The sequence below is a fragment of the Pelomonas sp. KK5 genome (assembly GCF_001984095.1).
GTDB lineage: Bacteria > Pseudomonadota > Gammaproteobacteria > Burkholderiales > Burkholderiaceae_C > KK5.
Window position 1 is genome coordinate 1 of sequence record NZ_LYVQ01000016.1, and the last position, 23914, is coordinate 23914.

A 23914-nucleotide genomic window follows, 5' to 3' on the forward strand; every position below is an offset into this window, starting at 1 on the left:
GAGCCGGTGGCGCTGATGGGCACGCCGCCGGCCGGTTCGCTGGCCGAGCGGGCGGGCCTGCACTCCGGCGACAAGGTGCTGGCCAGTTCGGCGGATGGCATGGACTGGCAGGCGCTGCAGTCGCTGCCCGAACTGACCAGCGAGGCGCTGGCCGCCATCGCCGACGGCCGCAAGCTTTACCTGCAGGTCGACGGCAGCGCCGCCGGCCGCGGCCGGCATACGCTGGTGCTGGCGACCGACACGCTGGAATCCCGCGAGATCGACGCGGCCACCCAGCGCCGGCTCGGCCTGGCGCTGTTCGGCGAGCCGGTGGTCGGGCGCATCGTGCTGGGCGGCGCCGGTGAGCGTGCAGGCCTGCACGTGGACGATCGCGTGCTGGCCATCGACGAGCAGCCGATCAGCGACGGCGCCCAGTTGCGCGAGCTGATCCGCGCGGCCATCGGCCCCGATGGCCAGGGGCGCACGATGCAGTGGCGCGTCGAGCGCGGGGGGCAGGTCTTGCCGCTGGAGGTGACCCCGGCCGTCGTCGACGATGCGGGCAGCAAGGTCGGCCGCCTGGAGATCCAGATCGGCGGCAAGCCCGCGATGACCCGCGTCAGCTACGGCTTCGTGGAAGGCATCGTCCGCGGCGCCGAGCGCACCTGGGACACCGCCTGGATGACGCTGAAGATGTTCGGCCGCATGATCATCGGCGAGGCCTCGCTGAAGAACCTCAGCGGGCCGCTGTCCATCGCGGATTACGCGGGCCAGTCGGTGAGGCTCGGCCTGCCCGCGTTTCTGGGATTTCTCGCCTTTGTAAGCGTGAGTCTCGGGGTCTTCAACCTGCTGCCGCTGCCGATGCTCGATGGCGGACACCTGATGTATTATCTTTTCGAGGGTCTGACCGGCCGCCCGCTCTCGCAATGGTGGCAACAGCAACTGCAGCGCGCCGGCGCGCTGATCCTGGTCCTGATGATGGTTCTGGCCCTTTCCAACGACGTCGTTGCCCGCCTGCCGGGCCTGCATTGATCCCCTCCATGTCCTCATTCTTCAAGCCTGGAGCGCCCCTGCGCCCCACACTTCCGACTTTGGCTGCCGTTGCCATCGTCGCCACAGTGCAGTCGGGCGCCGCATGGGCGGTCGAACCCTTCGTCATCAAGGACATCCGCGTCGAGGGCCTGCAGCGTACCGACCCCGGCACGATCTTCGCCTCGCTGCCCTTCCGCATCGGCGATACCTACAACGACGACAAGAGCGCGGCCGCGCTGCGCGCGCTGTTCGCCACCGGCCTGTTCAAGAACCTGCGCATCGACATCGACGGCACCTCGGTCGTCGTCGTCGTGGAAGAGCGGCCGATCATCGCCAACGTCTCCTTCGTCGGCCTCAAGGAGTTCGACACCGAGGCGCTGACCAAGTCGCTGAAGGACGTGGGCATCGGCGAAGGCAAGCCCTTCGACAAGGCCCTGGCCGACCGCGCCGAGCAGGAGCTCAAGCGCCAGTACCTGACGCGCAGCCTCTACGGCGCCGAGGTCACGACCACCATCACGCCGCTGGAGCGCAACCGCGTCAACGTCTCCTTCAACGTGGCCGAAGGCGAGCCTGCCAAGATCGCCGAGATCCACATCACCGGCAACAAGGTGTTCTCCGAGAGCACGCTGACCGGCCTGCTGGAGCAGACCACCAGCGGCTGGCTGACCTGGTACACCAAGACCGACCGCTACTCGCGCGCCAAGCTCAACGCCGACCTGGAGACGATCCGCTCCTACTACCTGAACCGCGGCTACCTGGAGATGCAGGTCACCTCCACGCAGGTGACGATCTCGCCGGACAAGCAGAAGATCATCGTCGCGGTCACGGTCAGCGAAGGCCAGCCGTACACGGTGACAGGCGTCAAGCTGGAAGGCGAGTTCTTCGGCCGCGAGGAAGACTTCAAGCGCCTGATCAAGCTCAAGCCGGGCGAGGCCTACCAGGGCGAGGCGGTGGCCCAGACCACGCGCGCCTTCACCGACCTGTTCGGCACCTACGGCTACGCCTTTGCCCGCGTGGACAGCCGTCCCGAGATCGACCGCGCCACTGGCCAGGTCGTCGTCACCTTCACCGCCGAGCCGCAGCGCCGCGTCTATGTGCGCAAGGTCATCGTGTCGGGCAACACCCGGACCCGGGACGAAGTCATCCGCCGCGAGTTCCGCCAGTTCGAATCGGCCTGGTACGACGGCCAGCGCATCAAGAACTCGCGCGACCGCGTCGAGCGCCTGGGCTACTTCAAGGAAGTGACCGTCGACACGCAGGAAGTCCCGGGCGCCCAGGACCAGGTGGACGTGATCCTCAACGTCACCGAGCGTCCTACCGGCAACATCAGCGTGGGCGCCGGCTACTCCAGCCAGCAGAAGCTCTCGCTGACCGGCTCGGTGCGGCAGGACAACGTGTTCGGCTCGGGCAACTACCTCGGCATCGACCTGAACACCGCCTACACCGGCCGCTCGGCGGTGATCTCGACGGTGGACCCGTACTTCACGGTGGACGGCGTCTCGCGCGCGGTGGATGTGTTCTACCGCACCACCAAGCCCTACAACTCGCTGGGCGAGCAGTACGAGCTGATCTCGCACGGCGGCTCGGTGCGCTTCGGCGTGCCCTTCTCGGAACTGGACACGGTGTTCTTCGGCCTCGGCTACGAGCGCACCCGCATCTCGACCAGCGCCGGCCTGCCCAACACCTACCTGATCTACATCAACGAGATCGGCCAGGACGCCACCGGCTTCCCGCTGACGATCGGCTGGCAGCGCGACAGCCGTGACAGCGTGCTGGCACCGCAGAAGGGCCGCTACCAGCGTGTCAACCTGGAACTGAGCGGCGCTGGCCAGGCCAAGTACGCGCGCGCCAACCTGCAGTACCAGGAATACTTCGACATCACCCGCAAGATCAGCCTGGGCATCAACTCCGAACTGGGTTGGGGCGTGGGCCTGGCAGGCAAGGCCTACCCGATCTTCAAGAACTTCTACGGCGGCGGCCTCGGCTCGGTGCGGGTCTTCGAGGCCGGTACGCTGGGCACGCCCGACGTCACCGGCTCCTACGTCGGCGGCAATCGCCGCTTCAACCTGAACGCCGAGCTCTACCTGCCTGTGCCCGGCACCGGCAATGACAAGACCTTCCGCCTGTTCGGCTTCATGGACGCCGGCGGCGTGTGGAGCGAGGACACCAAGCTCAACTGGAATGTGCTGACCAGCCAGAACCCGAACATGATCCGCGCCTCGGCCGGTATCGGTCTTTCGTGGACATCGCCGATGGGCCCGCTGCGGCTGTCCTACGGCACGCCGATCCGCAAGGATCCGCGCGATAGAATCGAAAAATTCCAATTCCAGATCGGGACTGCATTCTGATGAAGAGCAAGCTGTTGAAGTCTTTGGCCGTGGCTGCCGTGGTCACCCTCTCGGCCCTCACCGCCCAGGCGCAGGACGGCCCCCTCAAGATCGGTTTCGTCAACAGCGACCGGGTTCTGCGTGAAGCCAACCTGGCCAAGGCCGCCCAGCTGAAGCTTGAGACCGAGTTCGGCAAGCGCGACAAGGACCTGAAGGATCTGGAAACCAAGCTGCGCGGCGCCGCCGACAAGCTCGAGAAGGACGCCCCGACGCTGTCCGAGGCCGAGAAGGGCCGCCGCCAGCGCGACCTGGTCGAGCAGGACCGCGACCTGCAGCGCAAGCGCCGCGAGTTCCAGGAAGACCTGAACCAGCGCAAGCAGGAAGAGCTGTCCGCCGTGGTCGACCGCGCGAACAAGGTCATCAAGCAGATCTTCGACAACGAGAAGTACGACCTGATCCTGCAGGATGCGCCCTGGTTCAGCGCCCGCGTGGACATCACCAAGAAGGTGATCGACGCGCTGAATGCGCAGAAGTAATTCGTTATGTCCCAGCCAGTCACACTGGCCGATGTGATCGCCGCCTTGGGCGGCGATTTGCTTGGTGATTCGCAAACGCTGATCGGCAAGATCGGCCCATTGGCAGAAGCCGACGCAACGACGCTGAGCTTCCTTGCCAATCCGCGCTACCAGTCGCAGCTGACGAGCAGCGCCGCGGCCTGCGTGATCGTCGCGCCGGCCTTCGCCGAAGCGGCAGCGGCTCGCGGCGCCGCGATCGTCACGCCCGACCCCTACCTCTACTTCGCTCGCCTGACCCAGTGGTGGGCGGCGCGCGTGCGGCCGGTGCCGCCGGCGCGCATCCATCCGAGCGCGGTGATCGACCCGGCCGCGGTGCTGGGCGAGGGCGTCGACATCGGCCCCTTGGCCGTCATCGAGGCCGGCGCCCGCATCGGCGACGGCGCGCGCATCGGCGCGCACTGCGTGGTCGAGCGCAACGCGGTGGTCGGCGCCGGCACGCGGCTGGCGCCGCGCGTGACGCTGGGCTTCGACTGCAAGGTCGGCGCGCGCGGCATCATCCACAGCGGCGTCGTGATCGGTGCCGACGGCTTCGGCTTCGCGCCCGACAAGGGCACCTGGGTGAAGATCGAGCAGCTCGGCGCGGTGACGATCGGCGACGACGTCGAGATCGGCGCCAACACCTGCATCGACCGCGGCGCGCTGGCCGACACGGTGATCGAGGACGGCGTCAAGCTCGACAACCAGATCCAGATCGGTCACAACGTGCGCATCGGCGCGCATTCGGCGATGGCCGGCTGCTCGGCGATCGCCGGCAGCACGACCATCGGCCGCCACTGCACGATCGGCGGCGCCGCGATGATCATCGGCCACCTGACCCTGGCGGACCACGTGCACATCTCGATGGGCACGGCCATCACCCGCAGCATCACCCAGCCGGGCCAGTACAGCGGCGTGTTCCCGTTCGACGACAACGCGAGCTGGGAGAAGAACGCGGCGACGCTGCGGCAGCTGCACGGGTTGCGCGAGCGCATCCGCGCCTTAGAGAAGAATCGCTAGAGAAGACAAGACCATGGACATCCACGAAATCCTCAAGAGACTCCCGCACCGCTACCCGATCCTGCTGGTGGACCGCGTGCTCGAAGTCGAGAAGGGCAAGCGCATCCGCGCGCTGAAGAACGTGTCCATCAACGAGCCGCATTTCAACGGCCACTTCCCGCACCGCCCGGTGATGCCCGGCGTGCTGATCCTGGAGGCACTGGCCCAGGCGGCGACGCTGCTCGCGCTGGCCAGCACCGACCTCGTGCTGGACGACACGACGGTCGTCTACTTCGCCGGCATCGACAACGCCCGCTTCAAGCGCGTGGTCGAGCCGGGCGACGCGCTGTTCCTCGACGTCACGCTGGACCGCGCCAAGGCCGGCATCTACAAGTTCGGCGCCAAGGCGCTGGTGGGCGACCAGCTCGCGGCGGAAGCCGAGCTGATGTGCACGATGCGCCGCATCACGCCCTGAAGAACAGCATGGCCAACATCCACCCGACCGCGATCGTCGAAGCCGGCGCGCAGCTGCACCCGTCGGTGACGGTGGGGGCCTACAGCCTGATCGGCCCGCATGTGAAGATCGGCGCCGGCACCAAGGTCGGCCCGCACTGCGTGATCGAGGGACACACGACGATCGGCGAGAGCAACAGGTTCTACCAGTTCAGCTCGATCGGCGCCGACAACCAGGACATGAAGTACGCCGGCGAGCCGACCCGGCTCGTCATCGGCGACCGCAACGTCGTGCGCGAGTTCTGCACCTTTAACATCGGCACCGTGCAGGACAAGGGCGTGACCACGGTCGGCCACGACAACTGGATCATGGCCTACTGCCATCTGGCCCACGACGTCGTGCTCGGCAACCACAATGTGCTGGCCAACGGCGCCACGCTGGCCGGCCATGTGGAGGTGGGCGACCACGTCACCATCGGCGGCCTGACCGGCATCCTGCAGCGCATGCGCATCGGCTCGCAGGCGATGATCGGCTTCCAGGCCCATGTCTCGCAGGACGTGCCGCCCTTCATGACGGTGGACGGCAATCCGCTGTCCGCGCGCGCGGTCAACATCGTCGGCCTCAAGCGCCGCGGCTTCAGCGACGAGCGCATCGCCACGATCCGCCAGGTCTACAAGCTGCTGTACCGGCAAGGCCTGACCCTCGATGAGGCGATTCAGCAGATCGGGCAACTGGGCGGCGAGGATGCGCTGCTGATGCGCGATTTCCTGGCCACGGCCAAGCGCGGGATCGTCCGCTGATGAAACTGGGCCTGGTCGCTGGCGAGGCGTCCGGCGATCTGCTCGGCGGATTGCTGCTCGCGGGGCTGCGCACGCGCTGGCCCGAGCTGCAGAGCCACGGCATCGGCGGCCCGAAGATGATCGCCCAGGGCTTCCAGACCTGGTGGCCGCACAGCAAGCTGTCGATCTTCGGCTACGTGGATGCGCTCCTGAACATCCGCGAGCTGCTGGCGATCCGCAGGCAGTTGGGCGACCGGCTGCTGGTCGACCGGCCCGCGGCCTTCATCGGCATCGACGCGCCGGACTTCAACTTCGGCCTCGAGGAACGGCTCAAGCAGGACGGCGTGAAGACGATCCATTTCGTCTGCCCGTCGATCTGGGCCTGGCGCGCCGAGCGGGTCGAGAAGATCAGGCGCTCGGCCGACCATGTGCTGTGCCTGTTCCCCTTCGAGCCCGAGCTGCTGCAGGCGCATGGCATCGGCGCGAGCTATGTGGGCCATCCGCTGGCCGACGCGATCCCGCTGGAGCCGCCGCGTGCCGCGGCCCGTCGAGCCTTGGCGTTAGGCGACGAAGAGACCGTCGTCGCCCTGCTGCCCGGCAGCCGCCGCAGCGAGGTGAAGTACATCGCCGGCCCGCTGCTCGAGGCCGCCGCGCTGATGCACAAGGCCCGCCCGAACCTGCGCTTCATCGTGCCGGTGGCCCCGGGCCTGCGCGAACTGATCGAGCCGCTGGTGCCCGCGAGCCTGCCCGTGACGCTGCTCGACGGCCATTCCCACGAAGCGCTCGCCGCCTGCGACATCACGCTGGTCGCCAGCGGCACCGCCACGCTGGAAGCCGCGCTGTTCAAGCGGCCGATGGTCATCGCCTACCGGATGAATGCGCTGAACTGGTGGCGGATGAAGGGCAGGAACTACCAGCCCTGGGTCGGCCTGCCGAACGTGCTGGCGCGCGAATTCATCGTGCCGGAGTTGATCCAGCACGAGTGCACGCCGGAGAATCTGGCGCGCGAAGGCCTGGCCTGGCTGGACGACCCGGCGCGCTGCGCCGCCGTCCGGGCCCGCTTCCAGGAACAACACCAGCTGCTGCGCTGCAATACCGCGCAAAGGGCCAGCGATGCGATCGCGCAAGTCATTGGCAAAGCCTGAGCAGTTGGGCCTCAGCTGGGACGGCATCGGCCTGATGGCCGGCGTCGACGAGGCCGGCCGTGGCCCGCTGGCCGGCCCGGTCGTGGCCGCGGCGGTGATCCTCGACGACGAGAACCCGATCAAGGGCCTCGACGACTCCAAGGTCCTGACCGAGAAGAAACGCGAGCGCCTGTTCGACGAGATCCACGCCAAGGCCCTGTGCTTCTGCATCGCCGAGGCCAGCGTCGAGGAGATCGACCGGCTCAACATCCTGCACGCGACGATGCTGGCGATGCGCCGCGCCGTCGAGGGCCTGCGCCTGAAGCCGATCAAGGTGCTGGTGGACGGCAACCGCATCCCGGTGCTGCGCATCCCGGCCGAGGCGATCGTCGGTGGCGATGCCAAGGTGCAGGCGATCTCGGCGGCGTCCATCCTGGCCAAGGTCCACCGCGACCGCCAGTGCCTGCAGATGCACGAGACGTTGCCGCACTACGGCTTTGCCGCTCACAAGGGCTATGGCACGGCCGAGCACCTGGCGGCGCTGCGCGAGCACGGGCCCTCTGCCTGGCACCGCCGCAGCTTCGCGCCGGTGCGCGAGAGTGAAAGAAGATGACGAGTTCGACGGTCCTGCACATCACGTCCAAGGACAACCCGGTCCTGCAGCGCCTGCGCAAGCTGAGCCAGGATGGCGGCGCCTACCGCAAGCTGGGCTTGATCTGGCTCGAGGGTGACCACCTGGCGCGTGCCTGCCTGCTGCGCAAGTACCCCGTGACTCAAGCGGTGCTGACCGAGGCCGCGGCCGCCGATCCGGCGCTGCGTGCGCTCGCTGAAGCAGCGCCGCGGATGCTGGTCGTGCCGACAGCCCTGTTCAAGGCCATCAGCGGCCTGGAGTCGCCGGCGCAGATCGGCTTCGAGGTGCCGCACGACGGGGGTCAGGTCTTGACGCCGGGCCTCGATTCCGTGGTGCTGGACCGGCTGCAGGACGCCGGCAACGTCGGCACCATCCTGCGCAGCGCCGCGGCGCTGGGCTTCCGCCAGATCCTCGCGCTCAAGGGCACGGCCGCGCTGTGGTCGCCCAAGGTGCTGCGCGCCGGCATGGGTGCGCATTTCGGCCTGCGCCTGATCGAGGGCCTGGCGCCGGAGGATCTCGATGCCCTGCAGGTGCCGATGATCGCGACCAGCTCCCACGCCGATGCCCAGGTCCATCGGACGGTGCTGCCCCAGCCCTGCGCCTGGGTGATGGGCCACGAAGGGCAGGGCGTGCAGCCGGGGCTGATGCAGCGCTGCGCCTTGACGGTGGGCATTCCGCAGCCGGGCGGCGAGGAGTCGCTGAACGTCGGGGCGGCCGCTGCGATCTGCCTGTACGAGAGCGCGCGCCAGCGCGACTCCGCTCATAGCCGCTGATCGGCCGAATTCAAGGAACTGTTACTTGCCAGGCTCCGTCGGCGTGCTGATGACTCTCAGCGTTATTTTCCTGACCATCGGCTGACCGGCTCGGGCGCTCATTCATCTCGATGCGCTGCTGTCGTGCCGGCTGGAGGAGAGTTCCCCATGGTCACGAAAGTCGATGTCGCCGCCCGTACTGCCACGCTGCGCCTGGTGCCCAGCGCGGACATGCCCGTCCTGCGGGCCTCGATGCCGCCGGATTCCGGCCGTGCCGATTTCGGCAAGGTCACCGCCCATGCCTTCGACCTGATCTCCAAGCTGACCGGCCACCCCTGCCTGTCGGGCCGCTTCCGCTTCGAGTTCGAGGACCTGTTCGTCAATCGCGCGATGGCGGTGGACCTCGTCGCCGACAAGCTGATCACCGGCTGAAGCCGCCATGCGACCTGCCGTCGGCCTGCTCTACAACCCGAGCACGCCGGCCCTGCTGGCCCATGCGCCCGGCCTGGTCGAGCACCTCTCGGCCATGCCGGACCGCATGTGGTTCGACTTCGGCGACGAGCCGGTCGGCCAGCGCTTTCGCCATGCGCACGGCGCCATCGCCGAACTGGCCGGCCATGCGCGCGGGCGCAGCCTCGCCGGTCATGGGCTCGGGCTCTCGCTGCCCAGCGCGATGCCGCTGGACGGCGCGATGCTGGGTGCGGTGGTGCAGGTGGCGGAGGGCGTCGGCGGCTTCGAGTGGTACAGCGAGCACCTGAGCGTGTTCGTCACGCCGGGCGGTGCCGCGGTGCCTAACGCGCAGGCGGGCCTGGGGCTGCCGGTCGTCTATGGCGACGAAAGCTTCGCGCTGCTGGCGCCGAAGCTGCGCCGCTTGAAAGACGCGTTAGGCTGCCGCGTGCTGCTGGAGAACCCGGCGCAGTTCTCGCCGCTGACCGATCTCGACTGCAGCGAGCCGGAGTTCCTGAACCGGCTGTACCGGGCCGGCCTGTCGGGCACGCTGCTGGACCTGCACAACCTCTATGTCTGCCAGCGCAACGGCGTGACGGATCCGCTCGCCTACCTCGAGGCCCTGGACCCGGACAGCGTGGAGGAGGTGCACCTCGCCGGCGGCGACGAGTTCGGCGGCTTCTACATGGACAGCCATGCCACCGTCACGCCGCAGCCGGTCTGGGAGCTGGCGCGCGAGTTCCTGCCGCGCTGCCGGCGGCTGCGCGCGATCACGCTGGAGTACCAGGAGAGCTACTTCGAGCAGATCGGCCTGGCGGCGCTGGCCCGCGAACTGGAGCTGATGCACGAGCTGGCCGAGCACTGCGCCTCGACGGCGCCCGCGCCATCATGCTGAGCGACTTCCAGCAGGCCATGGCCGACATCGTGGCCTCGCCCGCCTGGTGCAATGCGGTGCGCGAGGACGAGGCCGTCCTGTCTGGCCGTTATGTGCTGGACGAGCGCGAGCGCCGCCGCCTCGTCGCGCTGGCCCGCCACAGCGGCATGCAGGCCGCCTGCAGCGTGTACCGGATGAACCGCATCACGCCGCTGGCGATCAACCTGCGCGCCACGCTGCATGCGCTGGGCGAGCGGCTGCCGGGCCTGGTGACGCTGTACTGGCAGGCCCAACCGCGTGGCCATACCCATTTCTACATCGAGGCCGACCGCTTCTGCCGCTGGCTGGGCGAGCGGCCCGAGGGGCGCGACGATGCGCGGGTGGCCGTGGCCCTGGCCGGCGAATGGCCGGCGGTGCGCGAGGCGCTGGCGACGAGTCTCAGGGAAGAACGCTCAGACGACCGATAGAGCGATCACGCCGCCGGCGATCAGCGCGGCGCCGACCAGCCGCCATCCGCGCTCGCCTTCGCCCAGCAACTTGCCCCCGGCCAGCGCCGCCACCAGCATCGAGAGTTCCCGCGCCGGCGCCACCCGCGACAGCGGCGCCAGCTGCAGCGCGTACAGCACCAGCACATAGGCCAGCGGGCTCAGCACCGCCATCATCAGCACATAGGGCCACTGCCTGCGCAGCGCGGGCAGGAAGCCGGCGCGTTCGCGCAGCACCGCGGGCAGGCCGAAGGGCACGAGCAGCAGGTTGCTCATGTAGTACAGCAGCAGCGGCGAGAGCTGCAGCACCTTGACCGAGTAGCCGTCGGCCACGGTATAGCCGGCAATGGTGAGGCCGGTGGCTGAGCCCCAGAGGATGCCGAGCCAGCGGCGGCGTTTCGCGGCGGCATCGCCGGGCTTCCACAGCGCGGGACCGGCGGCCATCAGCACGATGCCGGCGATCACCGCGGCCAGGCCGAGCCCCCCGGCCAGCCCCAGCTGCTCGTCCAGCAGCGCCAGCGCGGCCAGCGCGGAGATGGCCGGGCCGCTGCCGCGGGCGACCGGGTAGACGATGTTCAGGTCCGAGACCCGGTAGCCCAGCAGCAGCGTGCGGAAATAGACCAGGTGCAGCAGCGCGCTGGCCAGCGCCATCGTCCAGGCCAGCGCGCTCCAGCGCGGCAGCATCTCCCATGCCGCCGGCGCGACGAGCGGCAGCCACAGCAGCGCGGCGGCGAGCGCGCCGGCCAGCACGAAGTGATGGTCGCCACCGGCCTTCTTGGCGCCGAGGTTCCAGGCGGCATGGAGCAGGGCGGCGAGCAGGACGAGGGCGAGGGCGTGCAGCGGCATCTACTGTTTTTGCAGGCGCAGCAGCAGGCGGTTGCGGTCGTCGGTGAACCAGAGGCGGCCCTGCTCGTCCTCGGCCAGGTCCACCGGCGCGCCGCTGTGGCGCTGGCCCTTGTCGTCCTGCCAGACGAGATCCAGCAGCAGCTCGGGCCGGCCGCGCGGCGTGCCGTCGGCGTTGACGGCGTAGCGGACGATGCGATGGCCGCTGTCGCGGTAGCCATGCAAGCCGATCAGCAGCGCCTCGGCCTGGCTGGGCCCGGCCCAACGCCTGGTGTAACGCATCGCCAGCGGGGCGGCATGGGCCGGCATCGTCAGCAGCGCCGGCGCGGTCTTCGCGCACTGCGCGGCGGTGGCGCCGAGCAGCGGCTGGCTCTTTCCCACGCAGAAGGGCCAGCCGTAGTCCAGCCCGCCCTTGAGCACATTGATCTCCTCGGGCGGCTGGTCCGCGTCGGGCAGGTCGATGCCGTTGTCGGCTTCCAGCACCGTGCCCGAGGCGTGGACCGCCAGCGCCATCGAGTTGCGCAGGCCGGTGGCCCAGGGCTGGGCCGCCGGAGCACCGCGGGCCAGCCGGTAGACCGCGCCGAGCGGCCGCGCGCCGCCGGCTTCGTCGCAATGCGGCGGCGAGGGCGGCTGGCCGTTCGGTCCGTCGCAGCGGTCGGTGGCGGAGCCGACGTTGATCAGCAGCGCGCCGTCGCGGTCGAAGACGATCTGCTTGAGCAGGTGGCGGCCGCGGCCGGGCAGGCCGTCGACCACGACTTCAGTTTTCAAGGGCCCGGGTGAGGGCCAGGCGAAGCGCTGGATGCGATTGGTCTCGGCGATGACGACGGCGCCGTCCGGGCTGCGCGTTATGCCGTGCGGCCGGTCCAGGCCCTTCAGCAGTTCGACCGGCTTCGCGCCGGCCTTCACCCACCACAGCCGGCCCCGCCGGGGCTCCCAGCCGCCGGGATCGGTCAGCAGCACCTCGTCGTCGCCCACCACCAGCAGGCCGCGCGGGAAGCGCAGGCCGGACTTCGCGTCCGCGATCACGGCCACGCAGGTGCCGGGCGGGGCTTGACGGGGAGGGCAGGGAAGCCGCCGCAGGTCGTGGCGGCCGCCGCTGCCAGCAGCGCCGCCAGCATCAGTAGACGAGGCGGTCCGGCCGGATGTCGTTGAGGATGGTCGTCGCGATCTCCTCGATCGACTTGTGGGTGGAGGAGAGCCAGTTGATGCCGTCGCGCTTCATCATCTTCTCGGCCTCGTTGACCTCGTAGCGGCAGTTGATCAGGTCGGCGTACTTGCTGCCGGGGCGGCGTTCGTTGCGGATCTGGCTGAGGCGGTCGGGGTCGATCGTCAGGCCGAAGCACTTGCGCTTGTGCGGCGCCAGCGAGGCGGGCAGCTTGCCGCGCTCGAAGTCCTCGGGGATCAGCGGGTAGTTGGCGGCCTTGATCCCGTGCTGCATGGCGAGATACAGCGAGGTGGGCGTCTTGCCGCTGCGCGATACGCCGACCAGGATCACGTCGGCCACGTCCAGGTTCTTGGCCGACTGGCCGTCGTCGTGGGCCAGCGAGAAATTGATCGCCTCGATGCGGTCGTGGTACTCCTGGCTGCGCGCCACGTCGGAGAAGCGGCCGACCCGGTGGTTCGATTTGACCTCGAACTCTTCCTCCAGCGGCTCGATGAAGGTGCCGAACATGTCCATGATGCGGCCCTTGCAGTGGTCGCGGACGATCTTCAGCACCTCGCGGTCCACCAGCGTCAGGAAGACGATCGGGCGCTTGCCCTCGCGCTCGCCCATGTCGTTGATCTCGCGCACCACGGCGTAGGCCTTCTCCGAGGTGTCGATGAAGGGGCGGCGGACGTGGCGCGGCTTGATCGGGAACTGCGCCAGGATCGAGTTGCCGAAGGTTTCGGCGGTGATCCCGGTGCCATCGGAGACGAAATAGACGGTGCGATCGGTCATGTCCGGACTTCTTGAGTGTTTTTCGATCATAGGCTCTAGAATCGCGCGCAACATCTCGCCAGCAGCCATGACGACGCCCCACCCACAACTCGAATCCACAAGCGTGGTTGTGTCGTTCTGCGCGGGAGCCCGGAATTCACAACCTTACGGAGCTTTCCCATGTCTGCACGCTATGAGTCGACCGCCCTGGTCGTACCGTTTGAGAACCTGAGAATGGACGACGTCGAGGTCGTTGGCGGTAAGAACGCCAGCCTCGGCGAGATGATCTCCCAGCTCAGCGCCACCGGGGTCCGCGTGCCCGGCGGCTTCGCCACCACGGCCCATGCCTTTCGCCAGTTCCTCAAGCACGAGGGTCTGGACCAGCGCATCGCTGCCCGCCTGGAAACGCTGAACACCGACGACGTGCGCGCGCTGGCCGAGGCCGGCGCCGAGATCCGCGGCTGGCTGGAGGCGCAGCCCTTCCCGGCCGACCTGGAAAAGGAGATTCGTAACTCCTTCGCCAAGCTGACCGCCGAGAACCCCGGCGTGTCCTTCGCCGTGCGCTCCTCGGCCACCGCCGAGGACCTGCCCGACGCCTCCTTCGCCGGCCAGCAGGAGACCTTCCTGAACGTCGTCGGCATCGAGGAAGTGCTGCACAAGATGAAGGAGGTCTTCGCCTCCCTCTACAACGACCGCGCGATCAGCTACCGCGTGCACAAGGGCTTCGCGCACGCTGACGTGGCGCTCTCCGCCGGCGTGCAGCGCATGGTGCGCTCCGACCTCGGCTCTGCCGGCGTGATGTTCACGATCGACACCGAGAGCGGCTTCAAGGACGTCGTCTTCATCACGTCCAGCTACGGCCTGGGCGAAACGGTGGTGCAGGGCGCGGTGAACCCGGACGAGTTCTATGTCCACAAGCCCGCGCTGCGTGCCGGCAAGCTGCCGATCATCCGCCGCAACCTGGGCTCCAAGCTGATCCGCATGGAGTTCGCCACGCCCGAAGAGAAGGCCGCCAGCGGCAAGCTGGTGAAGACCATCGACACCGCGCCCGAGACCCGCAACCGCTATTCGCTGCTGGACGCCGAGGTGATCGAGCTGGCCAAGTACGCGCTGATCATCGAGCAGCACTACGGCCGCGCGATGGACATCGAGTGGGGCCGCGACGGCGTCGACGGCAAGCTCTACATCCTGCAGGCCCGCCCGGAGACGGTGAAGAGCCAGGCCGAAGGCCAGGTCGAGATGGCCTACAAGCTGAAGGGCCAGGGCACGGTGCTGGCCGAAGGCCGCGCGATCGGCCAGAAGATCGGCACCGGCCCGGTCCGCCTGGTCTCCAGCGTGGCCGAGATGGAACGCGTGCAGCCCGGCGACGTGCTGGTCACCGACATGACCGACCCGAACTGGGAGCCGGTGATGAAGCGCGCCGCGGCGATCGTGACGAACCGCGGCGGCCGCACCTGCCACGCGGCCATCATCGCCCGCGAGCTGGGCATCCCGGCCGTGGTCGGCTGCGGCGACGCGACCGAGACGCTGAAGGACGGCCAGCTGGTGACGGTGGCCTGCTCCGAAGGCGACACCGGCTACATCTACGACGGCCTGCTGGAAGCCGAGGTCAGCGAGGTGCATCGCGGCGAGCTGCCCTACTGCCCGATCAAGATCATGATGAACATCGGCAACCCGCAGCTGGCGTTCAACTTCGCGCAGATGCCCGGCGGCGGCGTGGGCCTGGCCCGCCTCGAGTTCATCATCAACAACAATATCGGCGTCCACCCGAAGGCGATCCTGGACTATCCGAACATCGATGCGGACCTGAAGAAGGCGGTCGAGTCGGTGGCCCGCGGCCATGCCTCGCCGCGCGCCTTCTACGTGGACAAGCTGGTCGAGGGCATCGCGACGATCGCGGCGGCCTTCTTCCCGCGCCCGGTGATCGTTCGTCTCTCGGACTTCAAGAGCAACGAGTACCGCAAGCTGATCGGCGGCTCGCGCTACGAGCCGGACGAAGAGAACCCGATGCTGGGCTTCCGCGGCGCCTCGCGCTACATCAGCGGCGAGTTCAGCGATGCCTTCGCGATGGAGTGCGAGGCGCTCAAGCGCGTGCGCAGCGAGATGGGCCTGACCAACGTCGAGATCATGGTGCCCTTCGTGCGCACGGTGAAGCAGGCGGCCCGCGTCGTCGAGATGATGGCCGAGAAGGGCCTCAAGCGCGGCGAGAACCAGCTGCGCGTGATCATGATGTGCGAGGTGCCCAGCAACGCCATCCTGGCCGAGCAGTTCCTTGAGCACTTCGACGGCATGTCCATCGGCTCCAATGACCTGACCCAGCTCACGCTGGGCCTGGACCGCGACTCCGGCCTGGAGCAACTGGCCGGCGACTTCGACGAACGCGATCCGGCCGTCAAGGCGATGATCTCGCGCGCCATCGCCGCCTGCCGCGCCACCGGCAAGTACGTGGGCATCTGCGGCCAGGGCCCCAGCGACCATCCGGACTTCGCCGACTGGCTGGCGGCCGAGGGCATCGAGTCGATGTCGCTGAACCCGGACACGGTCATTGATACCTGGCAGCGCCTGGCTGCTCGCCGCTGATCGGTTCCGGGCGGGTTCGCCTGAATCGACGGCTCACGCCGCGGTCGCGATGATCGCGGCGTGACACAGGATTCCTCCTTCGCGCGGCGCCTCACGCGCGCCTACGTTCGCTACACCGTGGGCTTCCTGCTCTTCGTGCTGGCGCTGGCCCTGCTGGAGCGGGCCGGCCTGTCCAAGAGCTGGATCGGCTTCAGCTTCCTGGCGGCCACGGTGGGCGTCTATGCGGTGATCGGCATCGTCAGTCGCACGACCGACTCGGCCGAGTACTACGTCGCCGGCCGCCGCGTGCCGGCCATCTTCAACGGCATGGCCGCCGGCGCCGACTGGATGAGCGCCGCCTCCTTCATCGGCATGGCCGGCACGCTGTACCTGAGCGGCTACGGCGGCCTGGCCTTCGTGCTCGGCTGGACCGGCGGCTTCTGCCTGGTGGCGCTGTGCCTGGCGCCCTACCTGCGGCGCTTCGGGCAGTACACGGTGCCGGACTTCATCGGCGCCCGCTACGGCAGCGGCGCGCTGCGCCTGCTGGCGGCCGGCATGGCGATCGGCGTCTCCTTCCTCTATCTCGTCGCACAGATCTATGGCGTCGGCCTGATCACGACCCGGCTCACCGGCATGAGCTTCGAGGTGGGCGTGTTCGTGGGCCTGGGCGGCGTGCTGGTGTGCTCCTTCCTCGGCGGCATGCGGGCCGTGACCTGGACACAGGTGGCGCAGTACATCGTGCTGATCGTGGCCTACCTGCTGCCGGTCGTCTGGATGGGCCTGCAGCAGGGCGGCACGCCGGTGCCGCAGGCGGTGTACGGCTGGCAGCTGGAGCAGATCGGCCGCCGCGAGCAGGAGCTGCTCGCCGACCCGCGCGAGCAGCAGGTGAGGGCGCTCTACCGGCAGCGCGCGGAAGCGCTGGGCCGCCGCCTGGCCGACGTGCCCGCGGCGCTGGCGGCCGAGCGGCTCGAGGCCGAGCGGACCGTGCTCACACTGAAGTCCGGCGAGGCGCCGCTGTCGCAGATCCAGGCGGCCGAGAAGCGCCTGGCCGCCTTGCCCCACACGCCCGCCGAGGCCGCGGAACGCTGGCGCCGGCAACAGGCCGACAACGAGGCGCGCGCCCTGCCGCTGGCCGGCATGCCGCCGCATGCGCAGGCCTTCGCCGGCGACCCGGCAGGCACGCCCGAGCAGCGCCGGCAGTTCGACGAATCGCGCCGCAACTTCCTGGCCCTGGTGTTCTGCCTCGTTGTCGGCACGGCCGGCCTGCCGCACCTGCTGGCCCGCTACTACACGACGCCGACGGTGCGCGAGGCGCGCAGCTCGGTCGCCTGGTCGCTGTTCTTCATTGGCCTGCTGTACCTGAGCGCGCCGGCGCTGGCGGTGATGGTCAAGTACGAGGTCTTCAACCACCTGGTGGGCATGCGCTTCGACCAGCTGCCGGGCTGGATCGGCCAGTGGGCCCGGGTCGATCCTTCGCTGCTGTCGGTGGCCGACGTGAACGGCGATGGCGTGCTGCAGCTGGCCGAACTGCGCATCAACGGGGACATCATCACGCTGATCGCGCCGGAGCTGGCCGGGCTGCCCTTCGTCGTCTCGGGCATGGTGGCGGCAGGCGGGCTGGCGGCGGCGCTGTCCACCGCCGACGGCCTGCTGCTGACGATCTCGGCCGCGCTGTCGCACGACATCTACTTCCGCGTCGTCAACCCGGGCGCCTCGCCGACGCGGCGGGTCACGCTGTCCAAGGCGCTGCTGCTGGCGGCCGCGCTGGCGGCCGGTGCGATCGCCACCCAGAAGCCCGCCGACATCCTCTTCATGGTGGCCGCCGCCTTCTCCTTCGCGGGCGCAGGCTTCGTGCCGCCACTGGTGCTGGGCGTGTTCTGGAAGCGCGCCAACGCGGCCGGCGCGCTGGCCGGCATGCTGCTGGGGATCGGTGTGACGGCCTGGTACCTGGCCTGCGCCCACGGGCCGCTGCGCGCGGCCCTGGGCATCCCCGGCGCGGCCACGCTGTGGTGGGGCATCCAGCCGATCTCGGCCGGGTTGTTCGGCATCCCGGCGGGCTTCGCCGCGACCCTGGCGGTGAGCCTGCTGACCCCGGCGCCGCGCGCCGAGCAGGCCGACTTCGTGCGCCTGCTGCGCAGCCCGCCTGCCGTCTGATTAGGCAGTTAGGGAATTTCGTACTAGAATCGCGGGTTCCCCCTTGCCGTGCTCACAAGTTTTGACGCTGTGACACGGCTTCCACAGAGCCCGCGCCATCCTGGCGCAGGCGCTGGAATCCACAAGGAGCATCAATGCGTCACTATGAAATCATTCTGCTGATCCATCCGGATCAAAGCGAGCAGGTTCCGGCCATGCTGGAGCGCTACAAGGGCCTCGTCACCACCGGTGGCGGCGTGGTTCACCGCGTCGAGGACTGGGGCCGTCGCCAGATGGCTTACCTGATCCAGAAGCTGGCCAAGGCGCACTACCTGTGCCTGAACATCGAGTGCAGCAAGGAAACCCTGGCTGAAATCGAGACCGGCTTCCGCTTCAACGACGCCGTGCTGCGTCACCTGACCGTGGTCAAGGCCAAGGCCGAGACGACCCCGTCGGTCATGATGAAGAGCGTCGAGCGCGAAGAAGCCCGCAAGGCTCCTGCGCAGCAAGAAGCGGCCTGATAAAGCCTGGTGAATCAGCTCACCCTGCAAGCGTCACTGCTTGAAGTGGGGCAGATCAGATACACGCCGGCCGGACTGATGGCGCTGGACCTCGGCTTGAAGCACGAGGGCGAGGCGCAGGAAGCTGGCAAGCCACGCAAGGTCTCGATGGAGATCAAGGCGGTGGCGATCGGCGAGATCTGCAAGCGATTGCTGGCGCTGGGCGCAGGAGGCCAGGCCCGATTCACGGGCTTCCTCAGCAACCAGCGCAACGGACGGGGAATCGTCTTCCACGTCACGGCACTCGCCGAAGAGCCGCTCTGATTCACCGTTATGTTCGTTCCGGATAGAAATTAAACGAGGTCCAAAATGGCACCACCCCGCGGAAAAGGTCGCTTCTCGAAAGACAAGAAGCCCAAGCGCAACCAACAATCCCTGCTGTTCCGTCGCAAGCGCTTCTGCCGCTTCACGGTCGCCGGCGTTGAGTCGATCGACTACAAGGACATCGACACGCTGCGCGACTTCGTCGGCGAAAACGGCAAGATCACGCCGGCTCGCCTGACGGGCACCCGCGCGTTCTTCCAGCGTCAACTGACGGTCGCCATCAAGCGCGCGCGCTTCCTGGCCATGCTGCCGTACAGCGACCAGCACAAGGTCTAAGGAGCCACCACCATGCAAATCATCCTGCTGGAAAAGGTCGCTAACCTGGGCAACCTGGGCGACGTCGTCAAGGTCAAGGACGGCTACGCACGCAACTTCCTGATCCCGACCCGCCAGGCACGCCGTGCCACGGCCGCCGCGATCCAGGAATTCGAAGCCAAGCGCGCCGAACTGGAAAAGGCTGCCGCCGAGAAGCTGGCCGCCGCTCAAGCCCTGGGCGAGAGCCTGAATGGCAAGACCGTTCGCATCGAGCAGAAGGCCGGCGTCGACGGTCGCCTGTTCGGCTCGGTCACCAATGCCGACATCGCCGAAGCGCTGACCAAGATGGGCTTCGCCGTGGCCAAGGCTCAGGTCCGCCTGCCGCTGGGCCCGCTGAAGACCGTCGGTGAGTTCACCGTCGGCGTCGCGCCGCACCACGACGTGGTCGTCGACGTGACGGTGCAGGTCGTCGCCGAAACCGAGAAGTAAAAAACTCGATTTCGTTCGCACCTGAACGACAAGAGCCGATGGCCGCGAGGCCATCGGCTCTTTCACTTTCGTGGACGAGTTTTCCCGCGCAGTTCACCGCTTTTCCCCAGACCTGTCCACAGGTCGGAATTGGGGTCGCGGCTTATAGTTCCTCCCCATGTCCTCGCTCACGATCAACAACGCTTCCCAGGATCCCGAAGTCGCCCGCCTGCGCATCCCGCCGCACTCGGTCGAGGCCGAGCAGAGCGTGCTCGGCGGCCTGCTGATCGACAACTCCGCCTGGGACCGCGCCGGCGACATGCTCGCCGAGTCGGACTTCTACCGCTACGAGCACAAGCAGATCTATCTCGCCACCGGCAAGCTGATCAACGCCGGCAAGCCAGCCGACGTGGTGACCGTGTTCGAGGAACTGACCTCGCTGGGCCGCGCCGAGGATTGCGGCGGCCTGGCCTACCTGAACGCGCTCGCGCAGAGCGTCCCGAGTGCCGCCAATCTTGTGCGTTATGCCGAGATCGTGCGCGAGCGTTCGGTGCTGCGCAAGCTGGTCACCGCCTGCGACGAGATCGCCAGCGCCGCGATGAGCCCGCAGGGCCGCGTGGCCAAGGACATCGTCGACGAGGCCGAGGGCAAGATCTTCAAGATCAACGAGGACGGCGGCAAGAGCCAGCAGGGCTTCCACAGCATGGACCGGCTGGTGGTGGACCTGATCGACCGCGTCAACGAACTGGCAGAAAACGGCGCCGAGGACGTCACCGGCGTGCGCACCGGCTTCTACGACCTCGACAACATGACCGCCGGCTTCCAGCCCGGCGACCTGATCATCCTGGCGGCCCGGCCCTCGATGGGCAAGGCTCAGCCGATGGACGCCCAGGTGCGCACCCGTACCGGCTGGAAGCGCATGGGCGATCTGGAGGTAGGCGATGCGCTGGCCTCGGTCGACGGCCGGCCATCGATCGTGCAGGGCATCTTCCCGCAGGGCGTCAAGGACGTCTGGCGCGTCCATTTTTCCGATGGGCGGTCGGCCGAATGCTGCGATGAGCACCTGTGGCAGGTGATGTACCGAGAGTGGTCGGCGCCGCGGGTCGTGAGCACGGCGGAACTGCGGCGTCTGCTGGCCTTCAAGCGCTATCAGGGCCGCCTGTGGATCGAGCGGGCCAGCGGGGACTTCGGCCACGATGAACCGTTGCCGGTCGACCCCTGGCTGCTCGGTTGCCTGCTGGGCGACGGCAACCTGACGGGGACCGGGTCGGTGCGCTTTTCCACGGCCTCGACGCAAGTGCTTGAAGAAGTGGGCGCGCGTGCCGGCGTTGGGATGATGGTGACGGCCGCGGGCGGCTACGACTACCGCATCGTGCGCCAGGACCGGGACCATCCCACAGGATTCTTCGGCGCCCAGGGCAATCCGCTGCGCGTCGCGCTGGAGGCGCTGGAACTCTCGGGCCTGTCCAGCGACCAGAAATTCATTCCGCGCCTGTACCTGACGGCCAGCCGCGAACGCCGGCTGGAACTGCTGCGCGGCCTGCTGGATACCGATGGCTGGATCGAGCGCTGGGGCAGCGTGCGCTTCTCGACGAGCAGCGCAAGGCTGGCAGCCGACATGGCCGAACTGGTGCGCTCGCTGGGCGGCTGGTGCAGCACCAGCGTCAAGCAGCCGCACTACCGTGATGTGGCCGGCCTGCGTGTCGCCGGGCTGCCGGCCCATGTGCTGCACATCTCGCATCCCGAGCCGCGGTCCTTGTTCCTGCTGTCGGAGAAGCAGGCCCGGGCGCCGCAGCGCTGGCAGCGCGAGAAGCGGCTGACCGTCTCGTGCATCGAGCCGAGCCGCCGGGCCGATTGCCAGTGCATTGCGGTCAGCCACCCCTCGCACCTGTACATCACGGACCAGGACGTGGTGACGCACAACACCGCCTTCGTCGTCAACATCGGCGAGAACGTCGCCATCAACGAAGGCCTGCCCGTCGTCATCTACTCGATGGAAATGGGCGCGGCGCAGCTCGCCTTGCGGATGGTCGGCTCGGTCGGCCGCATCGACCAGAGCCGCCTGCGCCTGGGCCGCCTGGCCGACGACGAATGGAGCCGCCTCTCCGAGGCCGTGGACAAGCTCGGCAAGGCCGCGATCTACATCGACGAGAGCCCCGGCCTGAGCCCGTCCGAAGTGCGCGCGCGTGCGCGCCGGCAGGCCCGCATCTCGGGCCAGCTGGGCCTGATCATCATCGACTACCTGCAGCTGATGAGCGGCAACGGCGGCAACGAGGAAAACCGCGCCACGGTGATCGGCGAGATCTCGCGCGGCCTGAAGGCGCTGGCCAAGGAGCTGAAGTGCCCGGTGATCGCGCTGTCGCAGCTGAACCGCTCGGTGGAGACCCGGCCCGACAAGCGTCCGATGATGTCCGACCTGCGCGAATCCGGCGCCATCGAGCAGGACGCGGACATCATCATGTTCATCTACCGCGACGAGTACTACACGAAGACCGAGTGCAAGGAACCGGGCGTGGCGGAGATCATTATTGCGAAACAGCGTAACGGCCCGGTGGGCACGGTGAAGCTGGCCTTCCAGAAGATGCACACCAAGTTCGAGAACCTGGCGCCCGGCTATGTGAGCCCGGGCGGCGACGAGTACTGATCACGGGCATCGAAGCGGCCGGTGTCGATTGCCGGCCGGCTCGTTCGTCGTGGGGATGAAGCGGCGGAAGCGTTCCGTCGCGCCACCTTCCTGCGGGAGCGACGAGCATGCGATTCCTTTCGATGATCCGGATCGACGAGAGCCGGGGCCAGGCGCCCAGCGAGACCCTGATGGCCGACATGGGCCGGCTGATCGACGAACTCACCCGCAGCGGGCAGCTGGTGAGCACCGCCGGCCTGCGGCCGAGCGCCGAAGGCGTGCGGGTGCGCCTGCAGCGCGGCGGCCGCCTGGCGACGACGGACGGTCCCTTCACCGAGGCCAAGGAGGTGATCGGCGGCTATGCGATCCTGGAGGCCGCGTCGATGGCCGAGGCGGTCGAGCTGACCCGGCGCTTCCTGCGCGTGCACGGCGACGACTGGGACCTCGAGTGCGAGGTGCGCCAGCTTGACGGCCCCGAGTTCGGCTGCCAGCCCTGAACGGCGCCGGCGATGAGCACCCCGACGAAGCACTACCGCTGGATCATCGTCGCCGCCGGCGGCCTGCTGGGCTGCCTGGCGATCGGCGGCCTGTTCTCGCTGCCGGTGTTCCTGCGGCCGATCGCGCAGGACACCGGCTGGTCCACCACCGGGATCTCCGCCGCGATGACGCTGGCCTTCCTGGCGCTGGCGCTGGGCAGCATCGTCTGGGGCACGCTGTCGGACCGGCTGGGGCCGCGGCCGGTGGTGCTGGCCGGTTCGGTGCTGCTGGCCGGCGGCCTCGCGCTGGCCAGCCTGGCCACCTCGCTGGCGGCCTTCCAGCTGCTGTTCGGCGTGGTCGTCGGCCTCAGCGCGGCCGCCATCTTCGCGCCGATGATGGCCTGCGTCACCGGCTGGTTCGACACGCAGCGCAGCCTGGCCGTGTCGCTGGTCTCGGCGGGCATGGGCATGGCACCGATGACCATGTCCCCGCTGGCCGCCTGGCTGGTGCAGACGCACTACTGGCGCAGCGCGCTGCAGATCATCGCGGCGCTGGTGGCGGCCCTGATGCTGCCGGTGGCCCTGCTGGTGCGCAGGCCGCCAGGGCTGGCCGCCCCGGCGCCCGGTGGTGGCGCGGCGCCGGCGCTTGAGCCCGCCCTGTCCGTCGCCCAGGCCATGCGCTCCGCGCCCTTCCTGATCCTGGTGCTCACCAGCTTCCTGAGCTGCGCCACCCATTCGGGGCCGATCTTCCACACGGTGAACTACGCCGTGGCCTGTGGCATTCCGCTGATGGCGGCGGTGTCGATCTACAGCCTGGAAGGGCTGGCGGGCATGGGCGGGCGCCTGGTGTTCGGCCTGCTGGGCGACCGCTTCGGCGCCGCGCGCGTGCTGGTGCTGGCGCTGCTGGCGCAGGCGCTGGTGGTGCTGGGCTATGTGGCGGCGGCCCAGCTGGCGGGCTTCTATGCGGTGGCCGGCCTGTTCGGCTTCACCTATGCGGGGGTGATGCCGCTGTTCGCCGTGATCGCGCGCGACAACTTTCCGCTGCGCATGATGGGCACGGTGATCGGCAGCTGCACGATGGCCAGCAGCCTGGGCATGGCGCTCGGGCCGGTGCTGGGCGGGCTGATCTACGACAGCACGTCCAGCTACGCCTGGCTCTTCATCGGCGCGTTCGCGCTGGGCCTGGGCGCCTGCCTCTCCGCCCTGGCCTTCACGCGGCTGCCTCGGCGGGCGCAGGTGGCCCTGGCGACCTGAATCGGCGGCGGCCTGTTTCCTCGCCGGCGCTGGCCCACAATGGCCGGCACCGACAAGGACAAGGAGACAT

Annotated in this window: 24 protein-coding genes; 21 read left to right on the forward strand and 3 right to left on the reverse strand. The window is 68.5% G+C overall.

The window, feature by feature from the left end:
* The 12 genes from rseP to B0W88_RS03790 form a co-directional block, all read left to right on the forward strand.
* On the forward strand, positions 1–1008 hold a 1008-nt coding region (gene rseP, locus B0W88_RS03735), incomplete at its 5' end, for an RIP metalloprotease RseP (RefSeq protein WP_077033313.1).
* Positions 1009–1016: 8 nt separating this feature from the next.
* The gene (gene bamA, locus B0W88_RS03740; RefSeq protein WP_077033314.1) at positions 1017–3356 is read left to right on the forward strand and encodes an outer membrane protein assembly factor BamA; all 2340 of its coding nucleotides are present in this window, start codon (positions 1017–1019) and stop codon (positions 3354–3356) included.
* Positions 3356–3871 carry an OmpH family outer membrane protein gene (locus B0W88_RS03745; protein WP_077033315.1) on the forward strand — a complete coding sequence of 172 codons (516 nt, stop codon included), beginning with the start codon at positions 3356–3358 and terminating at the stop codon, positions 3869–3871. The genes bamA and B0W88_RS03745 overlap by 1 nt, the downstream gene beginning before the upstream one ends.
* A 6-nt stretch (positions 3872–3877) precedes the next feature.
* Positions 3878–4906, forward strand: a complete 1029-nt coding sequence (gene lpxD, locus B0W88_RS03750) for a UDP-3-O-(3-hydroxymyristoyl)glucosamine N-acyltransferase (protein WP_077033316.1) — start codon at positions 3878–3880, stop codon at positions 4904–4906.
* 13 nt (positions 4907–4919) lie between these two features.
* A complete protein-coding gene (gene fabZ / locus B0W88_RS03755; protein ID WP_077033317.1) occupies positions 4920–5360 on the forward strand; it encodes a 3-hydroxyacyl-ACP dehydratase FabZ in 441 nt (146 codons plus the stop codon).
* Between the two features lie 8 nt (positions 5361–5368).
* Positions 5369–6139 (forward strand): acyl-ACP--UDP-N-acetylglucosamine O-acyltransferase, encoded by a 771-nt coding sequence (gene lpxA / locus B0W88_RS03760; RefSeq protein WP_077033351.1) that lies wholly within the window; start codon positions 5369–5371, stop codon positions 6137–6139.
* Complete coding sequence (lpxB, locus tag B0W88_RS03765; protein ID WP_077033318.1) at positions 6139–7263, forward strand: lipid-A-disaccharide synthase; 1125 nt, start codon at positions 6139–6141, stop codon at positions 7261–7263. Before lpxA ends, lpxB begins: the two co-directional genes overlap by 1 nt.
* Positions 7232–7855, forward strand: coding sequence for a ribonuclease HII (gene rnhB / locus B0W88_RS03770; protein ID WP_077033319.1), 624 nt, complete (start codon positions 7232–7234; stop codon positions 7853–7855). The genes lpxB and rnhB overlap by 32 nt, the downstream gene beginning before the upstream one ends.
* Positions 7852–8646: an RNA methyltransferase gene (locus B0W88_RS03775; protein ID WP_077033320.1), complete on the forward strand. Its 795-nt coding sequence runs from the start codon at positions 7852–7854 to the stop codon at positions 8644–8646. The genes rnhB and B0W88_RS03775 overlap by 4 nt, the downstream gene beginning before the upstream one ends.
* A 147-nt stretch (positions 8647–8793) precedes the next feature.
* Entirely contained in the window at positions 8794–9057 is a 264-nt protein-coding gene (locus B0W88_RS03780; RefSeq protein WP_077033321.1) for a hypothetical protein, read from the forward strand.
* A gap of 7 nt (positions 9058–9064) precedes the next feature.
* Positions 9065–9967 carry a DUF692 family multinuclear iron-containing protein gene (locus B0W88_RS03785; protein ID WP_077033322.1) on the forward strand — a complete coding sequence of 301 codons (903 nt, stop codon included), beginning with the start codon at positions 9065–9067 and terminating at the stop codon, positions 9965–9967.
* Complete coding sequence (locus B0W88_RS03790) at positions 9961–10413, forward strand: hypothetical protein (protein ID WP_077033323.1); 453 nt, start codon at positions 9961–9963, stop codon at positions 10411–10413. Before B0W88_RS03785 ends, B0W88_RS03790 begins: the two co-directional genes overlap by 7 nt.
* On the opposite strand, the gene B0W88_RS03795 is transcribed toward B0W88_RS03790, so the two are convergent.
* The 3 genes from B0W88_RS03795 to B0W88_RS03805 all read right to left on the reverse strand — a co-directional run bounded on the left by B0W88_RS03795 (position 10399) and on the right by B0W88_RS03805 (position 13213).
* Positions 10399–11277 carry an EamA family transporter gene (locus B0W88_RS03795; protein ID WP_077033324.1) on the reverse strand — a complete coding sequence of 293 codons (879 nt, stop codon included), beginning with the start codon at positions 11275–11277 and terminating at the stop codon, positions 10399–10401. The genes B0W88_RS03790 and B0W88_RS03795 overlap by 15 nt on opposite strands.
* Entirely contained in the window at positions 11278–12306 is a 1029-nt protein-coding gene (locus tag B0W88_RS03800) for a sorbosone dehydrogenase family protein (protein ID WP_077033325.1), read from the reverse strand. It lies immediately after the preceding gene.
* An 85-nt stretch (positions 12307–12391) separates the two neighbouring features.
* The gene (locus B0W88_RS03805; RefSeq protein ID WP_144006588.1) at positions 12392–13213 is read right to left on the reverse strand and encodes a pyruvate, water dikinase regulatory protein; all 822 of its coding nucleotides are present in this window, start codon (positions 13211–13213) and stop codon (positions 12392–12394) included.
* 159 nt (positions 13214–13372) lie between these two features.
* Between B0W88_RS03805 and ppsA the strand changes: the two genes are divergently transcribed.
* The 9 genes from ppsA to B0W88_RS03850 all read left to right on the forward strand — a co-directional run bounded on the left by ppsA (position 13373) and on the right by B0W88_RS03850 (position 23844).
* Complete coding sequence (ppsA, locus tag B0W88_RS03810) at positions 13373–15772, forward strand: phosphoenolpyruvate synthase (protein WP_077033327.1); 2400 nt, start codon at positions 13373–13375, stop codon at positions 15770–15772.
* Between the two features lie 60 nt (positions 15773–15832).
* Positions 15833–17905 carry a sodium:solute symporter family protein gene (locus tag B0W88_RS03815; RefSeq protein ID WP_077033328.1) on the forward strand — a complete coding sequence of 691 codons (2073 nt, stop codon included), beginning with the start codon at positions 15833–15835 and terminating at the stop codon, positions 17903–17905.
* 134 nt (positions 17906–18039) lie between these two features.
* A complete protein-coding gene (gene rpsF / locus B0W88_RS03820; RefSeq protein ID WP_077033329.1) occupies positions 18040–18405 on the forward strand; it encodes a 30S ribosomal protein S6 in 366 nt (121 codons plus the stop codon).
* 9 nt (positions 18406–18414) lie between these two features.
* Complete coding sequence (priB, locus tag B0W88_RS03825; protein ID WP_077033330.1) at positions 18415–18708, forward strand: primosomal replication protein N; 294 nt, start codon at positions 18415–18417, stop codon at positions 18706–18708.
* Between the two features lie 45 nt (positions 18709–18753).
* Entirely contained in the window at positions 18754–19044 is a 291-nt protein-coding gene (rpsR, locus tag B0W88_RS03830) for a 30S ribosomal protein S18 (protein ID WP_077033331.1), read from the forward strand.
* A gap of 12 nt (positions 19045–19056) precedes the next feature.
* Entirely contained in the window at positions 19057–19512 is a 456-nt protein-coding gene (rplI, locus tag B0W88_RS03835) for a 50S ribosomal protein L9 (RefSeq protein WP_077033332.1), read from the forward strand.
* Between the two features lie 157 nt (positions 19513–19669).
* On the forward strand, positions 19670–22135 hold the full coding sequence (gene dnaB / locus B0W88_RS03840) for a replicative DNA helicase (protein ID WP_077033333.1): 2466 nt from the start codon (positions 19670–19672) through the stop codon (positions 22133–22135).
* 107 nt (positions 22136–22242) lie between these two features.
* The gene (locus B0W88_RS03845; RefSeq protein ID WP_077033334.1) at positions 22243–22611 is read left to right on the forward strand and encodes a YciI family protein; all 369 of its coding nucleotides are present in this window, start codon (positions 22243–22245) and stop codon (positions 22609–22611) included.
* Between the two features lie 12 nt (positions 22612–22623).
* Complete coding sequence (locus tag B0W88_RS03850) at positions 22624–23844, forward strand: MFS transporter (RefSeq protein WP_077033335.1); 1221 nt, start codon at positions 22624–22626, stop codon at positions 23842–23844.
* Positions 23845–23914: the final 70 nt, after the last annotated feature.